This window comes from Streptococcus oralis subsp. tigurinus, from assembly GCF_002356415.1.
GTDB classification, from domain to species: Bacteria; Bacillota; Bacilli; order Lactobacillales; family Streptococcaceae; genus Streptococcus; species Streptococcus oralis_F.
In genome coordinates, this window is record NZ_AP018338.1 from 1,687,217 (window position 1) to 1,699,126 (window position 11,910).

Genomic DNA, 11,910 nt, shown 5'->3' on the forward strand with positions numbered 1-11,910 from the left:
CTCTCTAAGCGAACGACGGGATTCGAACCCGCGACCCCCACCTTGGCAAGGTGGTGTTCTACCACTGAACTACGTTCGCATCGACCTCTTATATAAAAAAATGCCGGCTACATGACTTGAACACGCGACCCTCTGATTACAAATCAGATGCTCTACCAACTGAGCTAAGCCGGCTGCTTTCTATTATGCGGGTTAAGGGACTTGAACCCCCACGCCGTTAAGCGCCAGATCCTAAATCTGGTGCGTCTGCCAATTCCGCCAAACCCGCAAACATGACCCGTACTGGGCTCGAACCAGTGACCCATTGATTAAAAGTCAATTGCTCTACCAACTGAGCTAACGAGTCTAAAATAACTTCCGTTATCTTAAACGGTCCCGACGGGAATCGAACCCGCGATCTTCGCCGTGACAGGGCGACGTGATAACCGCTACACTACGGGACCTATATGGGAGTTAACGGGATCGAACCGCTGACCCTCTGCTTGTAAGGCAGATGCTCTCCCAGCTGAGCTAAACTCCCAAAGAGCTAAGCGACTTCCATATCTCACAGGGGGCAACCCCCAACTACTTCCGGCGTTCTAGGGCTTAACTGCTGTGTTCGGCATGGGTACAGGTGTATCTCCTAGGCTATCGTCACTTAACTCTGAGTAATACCTACTCAAAATTGAATATCTATCAAATCTCAAGAAAACCTCACACTTCGTATCCTCAGTTACTTTGGATAAGTCCTCGAGCTATTAGTATTAGTCCGCTACATGTGTCGCCACACTTCCACTTCTAACCTATCTACCTGATCTTCTCTCAGGGCTCTTACTGATATATAATCATGGGAAATCTCATCTTGAGGTGGGTTTCACACTTAGATGCTTTCAGCGTTTATCCCTTCCCTACATAGCTACCCAGCGATGCCTTTGGCAAGACAACTGGTACACCAGCGGTAAGTCCACTCTGGTCCTCTCGTACTAGGAGCAGATCCTCTCAAATTTCCTACGCCCGCGACGGATAGGGACCGAACTGTCTCACGACGTTCTGAACCCAGCTCGCGTGCCGCTTTAATGGGCGAACAGCCCAACCCTTGGGACCGACTACAGCCCCAGGATGCGACGAGCCGACATCGAGGTGCCAAACCTCCCCGTCGATGTGAACTCTTGGGGGAGATAAGCCTGTTATCCCCAGGGTAGCTTTTATCCGTTGAGCGATGGCCCTTCCATACGGAACCACCGGATCACTAAGCCCGACTTTCGTCCCTGCTCGAGTTGTTGCTCTCGCAGTCAAGCTCCCTTATACCTTTACACTCTGCGAATGATTTCCAACCATTCTGAGGGAACCTTTGGGCGCCTCCGTTACCTTTTAGGAGGCGACCGCCCCAGTCAAACTGCCCGTCAGACACTGTCTCCGATAGGGATCACCTATCCGGGTTAGAGTGGCCATAACACAAGGGTAGTATCCCAACAACGTCTCCTTCGAAACTGGCGTCCCGATCTCTTAGACTCCTACCTATCCTGTACATGTGGTACAGACACTCAATATCAAACTGCAGTAAAGCTCCATGGGGTCTTTCCGTCCTGTCGCGGGTAACCTGCATCTTCACAGGTACTAAAATTTCACCGAGTCTCTCGTTGAGACAGTGCCCAAATCATTACGCCTTTCGTGCGGGTCGGAACTTACCCGACAAGGAATTTCGCTACCTTAGGACCGTTATAGTTACGGCCGCCGTTTACTGGGGCTTCAATTCATACCTTCGGATTACTCCTAAGCACTCCTCTTAACCTTCCAGCACCGGGCAGGCGTCACCCCCTATACATCATCTTACGATTTAGCAGAGAGCTGTGTTTTTGATAAACAGTTGCTTGGGCCTATTCACTGCGGCTGACATATGTCAGCACCCCTTCTCCCGAAGTTACGGGGTCATTTTGCCGAGTTCCTTAACGAGAGTTCTCTCGCTCACCTGAGGCTACTCGCCTCGACTACCTGTGTCGGTTTGCGGTACGGGTAGAGTATGTTTAAACGCTAGAAGCTTTTCTTGGCAGTGTGACGTCACTAACTTCGCTACTAAACTTCGCTCCCCATTACAGCTCAATGTTATAGATATAAGCATTTGACTCATATCACACCTCACTGCTTAGACAGACACTTCCATTCGTCTGCTTTAGTTAGCCTACTGCGTCCCTCCATCACTACATACTCTAGTACAGGAATATCAACCTGTTGTCCATCGGATACACCTTTCGGTCTCTCCTTAGGTCCCGACTAACCCAGGGCGGACGAGCCTTCCCCTGGAAACCTTAGTCTTACGGTGGACAGGATTCTCACCTGTCTTTCGCTACTCATACCGGCATTCTCACTTCTATGCGTTCCAGCGCTCCTCACGGTACACCTTCTCCACACATAGAACGCTCTCCTACCATACCTATAAAGGTATCCACAGCTTCGGTAAATTGTTTTAGCCCCGGTACATTTTCGGCGCAGGGTCACTCGACTAGTGAGCTATTACGCACTCTTTGAATGAATAGCTGCTTCTAAGCTAACATCCTAGTTGTCTGTGCAACCCCACATCCTTTTCCACTTAACAATTATTTTGGGACCTTAGCTGGTGGTCTGGGCTGTTTCCCTTTCGACTACGGATCTTAGCACTCGCAGTCTGACTGCCGACCATAATTCTTTGGCATTCGGAGTTTATCTGAGATTGGTAATCCGGGATGGACCCCTCACCCAAACAGTGCTCTACCTCCAAGAATCTCTAATGTCGACGCTAGCCCTAAAGCTATTTCGGAGAGAACCAGCTATCTCCAAGTTCGTTTGGAATTTCTCCGCTACCCACAAGTCATCCAAGCACTTTTCAACGTGCCCTGGTTCGGTCCTCCAGTGCGTCTTACCGCACCTTCAACCTGCTCATGGGTAGGTCACATGGTTTCGGGTCTACGACATGATACTAATGCGCCCTATTCAGACTCGGTTTCCCTACGGCTCCGTCTCTTCAACTTAACCTCGCATCATATCGTAACTCGCCGGTTCATTCTACAAAAGGCACGCTCTCACCCATTAACGGGCTCGAACTTGTTGTAGGCACACGGTTTCAGGTTCTATTTCACTCCCCTCCCGGGGTGCTTTTCACCTTTCCCTCACGGTACTGGTTCACTATCGGTCACTAGGGAGTATTTAGGGTTGGGAGATGGTCCTCCCAGATTCCGACGGGATTTCTCGTGTCCCGCCGTACTCAGGATACTGCTAGGTACAAAGACTATTTTAAATACGAGGCTCTTACTCTCTTTGGCTGATCTTCCCAAATCATTCTTCTATAATCTTTGAGTCCACTTTGCAGTCCTACAACCCCGAAGAGTAAACTCTTCGGTTTGCCCTCCTGCCGTTTCGCTCGCCGCTACTAAGGCAATCGCTTTTGCTTTCTCTTCCTGCAGCTACTTAGATGTTTCAGTTCACTGCGTCTTCCTCCTCACATCCTTAACAGATGTGGGTAACAGGTAGTACCTGTTGGGTTCCCCCATTCGGAAATCCCTGGATCATCGCTTACTTACAGCTACCCAAGGCATATCGTCGTTTGTCACGTCCTTCTTCGGCTCCTAGTGCCAAGGCATCCACCGTGCGCCCTTATTAACTTAACCTTATTTTCTGACCTTTCAGTCATAAACTCTTTTAATACTACAGCGTTTCGGTTTATTTTCTTGTTACTATTTGATATAGATATTCAATTTTCAATGTGCATTACTTGGTGATCTCTCACCAATGGAGCCTAGCGGGATCGAACCGCTGACCTCCTGCGTGCAAAGCAGGCGCTCTCCCAGCTGAGCTAAGGCCCCACAAGACCTCTCAAGACTAAACAAGACCAATGTGCAGTTCCTTATCCTTAGAAAGGAGGTGATCCAGCCGCACCTTCCGATACGGCTACCTTGTTACGACTTCACCCCAATCATCTATCCCACCTTAGGCGGCTGGCTCCTAAAAGGTTACCTCACCGACTTCGGGTGTTACAAACTCTCGTGGTGTGACGGGCGGTGTGTACAAGGCCCGGGAACGTATTCACCGCGGCGTGCTGATCCGCGATTACTAGCGATTCCGACTTCATGTAGGCGAGTTGCAGCCTACAATCCGAACTGAGACTGGCTTTAAGAGATTAGCTTGCCGTCACCGGCTTGCGACTCGTTGTACCAGCCATTGTAGCACGTGTGTAGCCCAGGTCATAAGGGGCATGATGATTTGACGTCATCCCCACCTTCCTCCGGTTTATTACCGGCAGTCTCGCTAGAGTGCCCAACTGAATGATGGCAACTAACAATAGGGGTTGCGCTCGTTGCGGGACTTAACCCAACATCTCACGACACGAGCTGACGACAACCATGCACCACCTGTCACCTCTGTCCCGAAGGAAAACTCTATCTCTAGAGCGGTCAGAGGGATGTCAAGACCTGGTAAGGTTCTTCGCGTTGCTTCGAATTAAACCACATGCTCCACCGCTTGTGCGGGCCCCCGTCAATTCCTTTGAGTTTCAACCTTGCGGTCGTACTCCCCAGGCGGAGTGCTTAATGCGTTAGCTGCGGCACTAAACCCCGGAAAGGGTCTAACACCTAGCACTCATCGTTTACGGCGTGGACTACCAGGGTATCTAATCCTGTTTGCTCCCCACGCTTTCGAGCCTCAGCGTCAGTTACAAGCCAGAGAGCCGCTTTCGCCACCGGTGTTCCTCCATATATCTACGCATTTCACCGCTACACATGGAATTCCACTCTCCCCTCTTGCACTCAAGTTAAACAGTTTCCAAAGCGTACTATGGTTAAGCCACAGCCTTTAACTTCAGACTTATCTAACCGCCTGCGCTCGCTTTACGCCCAATAAATCCGGACAACGCTCGGGACCTACGTATTACCGCGGCTGCTGGCACGTAGTTAGCCGTCCCTTTCTGGTAAGATACCGTCACAGTGTGAACTTTCCACTCTCACACTCGTTCTTCTCTTACAACAGAGCTTTACGATCCGAAAACCTTCTTCACTCACGCGGCGTTGCTCGGTCAGACTTCCGTCCATTGCCGAAGATTCCCTACTGCTGCCTCCCGTAGGAGTCTGGGCCGTGTCTCAGTCCCAGTGTGGCCGATCACCCTCTCAGGTCGGCTATGTATCGTCGCCTTGGTGAGCCGTTACCCCACCAACTAGCTAATACAACGCAGGTCCATCTGGTAGTGATGCATTTGCACCTTTCAATCGATTATCATGCGATAATCCATTTTATGCGGTATTAGCTATCGTTTCCAATAGTTATCCCCCGCTACCAGGCAGGTTACCTACGCGTTACTCACCCGTTCGCAACTCATCCGCTCGGTGCAAGCACCAAGCTTCAGCGTTCTACTTGCATGTATTAGGCACGCCGCCAGCGTTCGTCCTGAGCCAGGATCAAACTCTCATTAAAAGTTTGAGTTCTCACTCATTTCTGTCACTGACAGATTTATTGTTTTTTTCATTGTTCAGTACTACAACATTAGTTGTAGTGCCCTGCACATTGGTTCGTCTTGTTCAGTTTTCAAAGGTCTTTGTCACTCAATCTCTCTCAAGCGACAACTATATTAGTATATCACAGCTAACTCTCTCTGTCAACAGTTTTTTGAAACTTTTTTGAACTTTTTTCATCAAGTGTTCCATCCGCAATATACCATAGTCCGTACGGGATTCGAACCCGTGTTACCGCCGTGAAAAGGCGGTGTCTTAACCCCTTGACCAACGGACCTGAGCTTTTCAACTCTTTCTATTATACCTACTTTCCCTACTTTGTCAAGGACTTTTTTCCTCTTTATCGAAATTCTGAAAATATAAGGGAAAGTTCTCTCAGGAGAGCTTTACGTCCTCTAAAGACTTCTCCTCCCATGAGACGATCTATTAATTCTTGTTTTTCCATACTCTGCTTTGATTTGTAATTCTTTAGAAGTTCGTGAAAGAGATAATAATCGTCCAGCCTGAGTCCTTTTTCTCCTAGACGATGGCTAATCTCACTCACCTCTTCATAGGGTTCTTTGTCAAAACGGCGCTTGTGGCTTTCCTGTTTACGGATGTAATCTAGAATACGATTTCTAAATTTTGTTTTAAAGCAAACATATAGTTGATGGCGCTCGCCCTCTAGCAACTCTGGATTGCGACTCACCAGCTCATACAGACATAACATGCCTTCCTGGTCCCAGTCCTCTTTCTCCCACAGATGCAAATGATAATCTTTGCGACACTTATGGACGATTCCCTTACTTTCTTCATATAAGTCTTTTAGCTTCATAGACCTCTCCTTTCTGCATTTAGTTTAGCAAAATGCACGATCCCATGAGCCCATTTCCTCTATTCTATACTTCTTCCTCCCTCAACGGCACATAAAAAGAGAGGCAAGGCCTCTCTGGGGTTATAATTCTGCAATTTGGTTTAGGTTTACTTCTGCAATCGTATCATTACCAAACATAGAGATAATCATCTTCACTTTATTGTTATCAATTTCAGTAATTTTACCTGTGTAGTCTGCAAAAGCGCCATCAATGATGCGGACAGTCTGACCAACTTCAACGTCAATATCAAACTCTTGAACAGTTTGTCCCATTGAAACCAGAATATCACGGATTTCTTGTTCCAATAGCGGAGTTGGTTTTGATCTGTTACCGTGGGATCCGACGAATCCTGTTACGTTCGGTGTATTTCGAACGACGAACCATGCTTCATCGGTCATGACCATTTCTACAAGGACATAACCTGGAAAGCGATTCTCTTCAATTTCTTTTTTCTTTCCATTTTTCTCAACTTGCACGGTTTGTGTTGGAATCTCAACGCGTAGAATATTATCCAACATGTTATACGTTTGTGCACGTTGCAATAGATTTTCTTTTACCTTATTTTCATAGCCAGAATAAGTTTGTAGAACAAACCATCCTTTGTCAAAACTATCCATGATATTTCCTTTCATAATAGAAGAAACTAGCAGAAGTTCTCCGCCTTTCTTCTAAAAAATGTTAATAAATCGAATCAAACCTGAAACAATCAACTGGTCAAAAATGTAAATGATGACCACAAAGAAGGCTGTGTATTCCATAATAGATCGAAAATCTCTCCAGCTTTCCTTGCGAGTTGGCCACGTTGTTTCTTTAAGAAGTTTAAAAATATCCTTAATAAAACCCATCGTTCTCTCCTATCTCGTTTCTCTATGTGTCGTATATTTCCCACAATGTTTACAAAATTTATTTACTTCTAGTCGTGTTGGCTTGGGGTTCCCACTAGTTTTGATTGAGTAATTCCTTGAACCGCAAACTGCACAAGCTAGGCTTGCTTTTTTTAATGCCATAACGCCTCCATCTTATCTATTATAACAAGAAACCTAGGCTTTGACAAGCCTCTTAACGAAATAGATTAAGGAATGAGTCCCATATTGTCTGGGCTTTTTCTTTTATCTTAGCTTCTGAAATCGCACGTCCCGCTTCATCTACAAGATTTTGTGCACGACTACGAATATCCGCTATCGGATCCTCAGACTGGTTTGTCTCATTTTCAACAACCTGCTTTTTCGTATTTTCTGGTTCAATACCATTTTGTTTATAAGCATTCTCAACTGTAAAGGTGCTACCTGGAGTGTATGGCAAAATGGTATTAGCCATACTTCTAAAGACATGGGCTGCTCCATTTGATGTCGAACCTGCTAGATAATGGTTCTCATCCGTCGTCGGGAAGCCGAGCCAGTGGGTAATTACCACATCTGGAGTATAACCAATCACCCACTGGTCACTAGTATATACTGAATTAAAAGCAGCCTCAGTAGTACCTGTCTTTCCAGCCATAACATAATCTGTTGGCGATGAACTAATTCCTGTACCATTGGTAAATGTCCCTAGCATCATGCTGGTCATTTTATCGGCTACCGACTTATCAATCACTCGTTTTTGGGAATTTTTATAACTCTTGATGACCTGACCACTGGCATTTTCAATACGAGTGATAAAATGCGCTTCAGGCATCAAACCTTCATTAGCAAAGGTTGCATAAGCTTGTGCCATCTGGAGGGGATTCGTCTCTATACCTCCACCGAGAGCGACTCCAAGAACTCGATCAACATTTTCCATATTCAGGCCAAATCTCTCCCCAGCGTCAAAAGCTTTGTCAATACCTAATGCATTTACAGTCGCAACTGCCGGTAAATTGAGTGATTCCGCCAAAGCCTGATACATAGGTACTTCAGGAGAAGTCTTAATCCCTGCATAATTGTCTACTTGATAACTATCGTACTGCATCGTATGATTATCCAGTTGCTTGTTTAAGGCCCATCCTGCTTCTACTGCAGGCGTATAAACCACTAAAGGTTTGATAGTTGAGCCTGGGCTACGCTTAGACTGAGTGGCATAGTTAAAATTGCGGAAGCCTGGTTTGTCATCGCCAGCTACGCTACCAACAACGCTACGCACCCCACCTGTTTTAGGCTCTAAAGCAACACTACCTGATTCAGCATGTGTTCCGTCTTCTGCTGTTGGAAATAGCGAAGTATTTTCGTAAACAACCTGCATGTTGGCTTGGTAGTTTTGGTCAAGTTCTGTATAGATTCGATAGCCGTTGTTGACAATTTCCTCTTCTGTGAGATTGTACTTGGAAACTGCTTCGTTGACAACTGCATCAAAATAGGACGGGTAACGATAATCTAAAACCCTCCCTTCATACTTATCTTGCAGTTGAGAAGCCATATCTGTTCCAACTGCTTCGGTCTCTTGATTTTTATCAATATAACCCGCTGCAACCATATTTTGCAAAACAGTATCCCTACGATTGGTTGAAGTTTCAACAGAATTTAATGGATTATACAATTCTGGTCCCTTGAGCATCCCTGCTAGAGTGGCCGCCTGATCAAGCGTTAGTTGTGAAGCCGATACACCGAAATATTTCTTACTTGCATCTTCAATACCCCATACCCCATTTCCAAAATAAGCGTTATTGAGGTACATAGTAAGGATTTGCTCCTTGCTGTATTTCTTTGTCAACTCTAAGGCAAGAAAAAACTCCTTGGCCTTCCGTTCAACGGTCTGGTCCTGGGAAAGATAGGCATTTTTCGCCAACTGTTGAGTGATGGTGGACCCCCCTCCAGAACGGCCTGCTGTAAGGATGGCTAGAAAGAAACGGCCGTAGTTAATCCCATCATTTTTATAGAAGGAACGGTCCTCTGTCGCGACGACAGCATTCTGCAAGTCTTTACTGATATCTGTTAATTCAACATAGGTGCCCTTTTGACCGGATAGGGCTCCTGCCTCTTTTTCTTCGCGGTCAAAAATCAGAGTTCGCGTTTTCAAGGCATTCTGCAAGTCATTAACATTGGTAGACTTGGCTATCGCAAATAGGTAGGTTCCTACTAGCAAACCTGCACTTAACCCTAAAATAATGACAATCTTGGTCAGATGATAACGACGCCAAAATTTCCGAATCGGCCCTACTTGGGACAATTTTTTTCTATCGCTCCGAGAACGACGCATGCTAGTCGAATCAGACTCCGCCGATTCATTCGTTTCTTTTTTAAAGAGAGAAAGAAACTTCTCAAATAATTTATCTAATTTCATGCGTTTATTTTATCATCTTCACCATGGGAACTCAAGAATTTAGCTACTCCCTATCCAAATAGGGCTTTTTTTGTTACAATATCTGTATGCAATTCACATTTACATTACCCGAATCCCTGCCTCAAATGACGGTCAAACAATTTCTAGAGGAACAACTACTCATTCCTAGAAAAATCCGTCATTTTTTGAGAACCAAGAAGAACATCTTAATTAACCACGAAGAAGTTCACTGGAACGAGATAGTCAAAGCAGGGGATATTTGCCAATTGACTTTTGATGAGGAAGATTATCCCAAAAAGGAAATCCTTTGGGGAAATCCAGACCTCGTTCAAGAAATTTATCAAGACCAACATCTTATTGTCGTCAACAAACCTGAGGGTATGAAAACGCATGGAAATCAACCAAACGAAATCGCCCTTCTCAATCATGTCTCTGCCTACGTCGGGCAGACTTGCTATGTCGTTCATCGTCTAGATATGGAAACCAGTGGGCTGATGCTTTTTGCTAAGAACCCTTTTATCCTGCCCATCCTCAATCGCTTGTTGGAGAAAAAAGAAATCGCTCGCGAGTACTGGGCACTCGTAGAAGGACGAATAGAGAGTAAGGAACTTGTCTTTCAAGATAAAATCGGCCGTGATCGACATGATCGCAGAAAACGAGTAGTAGATCCCAAAAATGGGCAATATGCTGAAACGCATATCAGTCGATTAAAGCAATTCCCAAACAAAACAGCTCTTGTTCGTTGCAAGCTAAAGACCGGTCGAACGCATCAGATTCGTGTTCACCTCTCTCATCACAAGCATCCTATCTTGGGTGACCCTCTCTATAATAGTAAATCAAAAACAAGTCGGCTTATGCTTCATGCCTTTCGCCTTTCTTTTACCCATCCACTCACCTTAGAAAAATTGAGTTTCACTGTTCTATCGGATACTTTTGAAAAAAAATTAAAAAAGAATGGATGACATTATCATCTATTCTTATATATACAAAAAAGCAAGGTCAGAAAGCCTTGCTTTTTTATCGACTCAAGAATTATTTAGCGATTTTTGCAAAGTATTCAAGAGTACGAACAAGTTGTGAAGTGTAAGACATTTCGTTGTCATACCATGAAACAACTTTAACCAATTGTTTACCGTCAACGTCAAGAACTTTAGTTTGAGTTGCGTCAAACAATGAACCGAATGACATACCTAGGATATCAGAAGATACGATTGGATCTTCAGTGTATCCATATGATTCGTTAGAAGCTGCTTTCATAGCTGCATTTACTTCATCAACAGTAACGTTCTTGTCAAGAACTGCTACCAATTCAGTTACTGAACCAGCTGGAACAGGAACACGTTGAGCAGCTCCATCCAATTTACCGTTCAATTCAGGAATAACCAAACCGATTGCTTTAGCAGCACCAGTTGAGTTAGGAACGATGTTAACTGCAGCAGCACGAGCACGGCGAAGGTCACCTTTACGGTGTGGTCCGTCAAGAATCATTTGGTCACCAGTGTAAGCGTGGATAGTAGTCATCAAACCTTCAACGATACCGAAGTTGTCATGAAGAGCTTTAGCCATTGGAGCCAAACAGTTTGTAGTACATGAAGCACCTGAGATAACTGTTTCAGTACCATCAAGTGTATCGTGGTTAGTGTTGAATACGATTGTTTTAACATCGCTTCCACCAGGAGCAGTGATAACAACTTTCTTAGCACCACCTTTAAGGTGTTTTTCAGCAGCTGCTTTAGTAGCAAAGAAACCAGTTGCTTCAAGAACGATTTCTACACCGTCGTTAGCCCAGTCGATTTGTTCTGGATCACGTTCAGCAGAAACTTTAACGAATTTACCGTTAACTTCAAATCCGCCTTCTTTAACTTCTACAGTACCGTCGAAACGACCTTGAGTTGTATCGTATTTCAACAAGTGTGCAAGCATCACTGGATCTGTAAGGTCGTTGATGCGAGTAACTTCAACACCTTCTACGTTTTGGATACGGCGGAAAGCAAGACGACCAATACGTCCGAAACCGTTAATACCAACTTTAACTACCATTAGTGATTTCCTCCTTATGAAAATCCTGAAAATTTTATTGTGAAAAGAGTAACTTGAATCACTACAAATCACCTTTCAACAAACCTATTATATAACTATTTGAGTTTAATTGCAAGTACGGGCGTTGATTTTCTCTCTTGCTTTTCTACTTTTCCACTCTTTTTCATTCACTTATTCTTTAATTTTTAAATATATCCCTACAATCTTTTATAATGTTCGTATATTATCTCCAGTTCCACACTCAACCTTAATTCCAGGTCTATCTGAGTTCACAAAAAAGAGACAGGATAACTCCTGTCTCTAGGCTG

Annotated in this window: 7 protein-coding genes, 8 tRNA genes and 3 rRNA genes; 1 reads left to right on the forward strand and 17 read right to left on the reverse strand. The window is 44.9% G+C overall.

Annotation, left to right across the window (positions count from 1 at the left end):
- Positions 1 to 7: 7 nt before the first annotated feature.
- From STO1_RS08595 to pbp2a, 16 genes are all read right to left on the reverse strand, one after another.
- Positions 8 to 79: transfer RNA gene (locus STO1_RS08595), tRNA-Gly, on the reverse strand.
- Between the two features lie 22 nt (positions 80 to 101).
- A tRNA-Thr gene (locus STO1_RS08600) sits at positions 102 to 174 on the reverse strand.
- A gap of 12 nt (positions 175 to 186) precedes the next feature.
- Positions 187 to 268: transfer RNA gene (locus tag STO1_RS08605), tRNA-Leu, on the reverse strand.
- A 5-nt stretch (positions 269 to 273) separates the two neighbouring features.
- Positions 274 to 346, reverse strand: a tRNA-Lys gene (locus STO1_RS08610).
- Between the two features lie 24 nt (positions 347 to 370).
- Positions 371 to 443: transfer RNA gene (locus STO1_RS08615), tRNA-Asp, on the reverse strand.
- Between the two features lie 4 nt (positions 444 to 447).
- Positions 448 to 520 (reverse strand) — tRNA-Val (locus STO1_RS08620).
- Positions 521 to 525: 5 nt separating this feature from the next.
- Positions 526 to 641, reverse strand: a 5S ribosomal RNA gene (gene rrf, locus STO1_RS08625).
- 76 nt (positions 642 to 717) lie between these two features.
- Positions 718 to 3,620 (reverse strand): 23S ribosomal RNA (locus STO1_RS08630).
- Positions 3,621 to 3,742: 122 nt separating this feature from the next.
- Positions 3,743 to 3,815 (reverse strand) — tRNA-Ala (locus tag STO1_RS08635).
- Between the two features lie 51 nt (positions 3,816 to 3,866).
- A 16S ribosomal RNA gene (locus STO1_RS08640) occupies positions 3,867 to 5,415 on the reverse strand.
- Together the 16S, 23S and 5S rRNA genes with 8 tRNA genes alongside form the textbook arrangement of a ribosomal RNA operon.
- A 243-nt stretch (positions 5,416 to 5,658) precedes the next feature.
- Positions 5,659 to 5,730, reverse strand: a tRNA-Glu gene (locus STO1_RS08645).
- Between the two features lie 63 nt (positions 5,731 to 5,793).
- The gene (locus tag STO1_RS08650; protein WP_007522820.1) at positions 5,794 to 6,267 is read right to left on the reverse strand and encodes a hypothetical protein; all 474 of its coding nucleotides are present in this window, start codon (positions 6,265 to 6,267) and stop codon (positions 5,794 to 5,796) included.
- Between the two features lie 120 nt (positions 6,268 to 6,387).
- Positions 6,388 to 6,924, reverse strand: a complete 537-nt coding sequence (gene nusG / locus STO1_RS08655; protein ID WP_000376728.1) for a transcription termination/antitermination protein NusG — start codon at positions 6,922 to 6,924, stop codon at positions 6,388 to 6,390.
- A 51-nt stretch (positions 6,925 to 6,975) separates the two neighbouring features.
- Positions 6,976 to 7,152, reverse strand: a complete 177-nt coding sequence (gene secE, locus STO1_RS08660) for a preprotein translocase subunit SecE (protein ID WP_000505776.1) — start codon at positions 7,150 to 7,152, stop codon at positions 6,976 to 6,978.
- A 9-nt stretch (positions 7,153 to 7,161) separates the two neighbouring features.
- Positions 7,162 to 7,314: a 50S ribosomal protein L33 gene (gene rpmG, locus STO1_RS08665; protein WP_009755504.1), complete on the reverse strand. Its 153-nt coding sequence runs from the start codon at positions 7,312 to 7,314 to the stop codon at positions 7,162 to 7,164.
- Between the two features lie 52 nt (positions 7,315 to 7,366).
- Positions 7,367 to 9,562 carry a penicillin-binding protein PBP2A gene (gene pbp2a / locus STO1_RS08670; protein ID WP_096422836.1) on the reverse strand — a complete coding sequence of 732 codons (2,196 nt, stop codon included), beginning with the start codon at positions 9,560 to 9,562 and terminating at the stop codon, positions 7,367 to 7,369.
- 86 nt (positions 9,563 to 9,648) lie between these two features.
- Here pbp2a and STO1_RS08675 point away from each other — a divergent pair, with 86 nt between their 5' ends.
- Entirely contained in the window at positions 9,649 to 10,524 is an 876-nt protein-coding gene (locus STO1_RS08675) for an RluA family pseudouridine synthase (RefSeq protein ID WP_084647669.1), read from the forward strand.
- Between the two features lie 70 nt (positions 10,525 to 10,594).
- Here STO1_RS08675 and gap read toward each other — a convergent pair whose 3' ends face one another.
- The gene (gene gap / locus STO1_RS08680; protein WP_000260675.1) at positions 10,595 to 11,602 is read right to left on the reverse strand and encodes a type I glyceraldehyde-3-phosphate dehydrogenase; all 1,008 of its coding nucleotides are present in this window, start codon (positions 11,600 to 11,602) and stop codon (positions 10,595 to 10,597) included.
- Between the last annotated feature and the right edge of the window lie 308 nt (positions 11,603 to 11,910).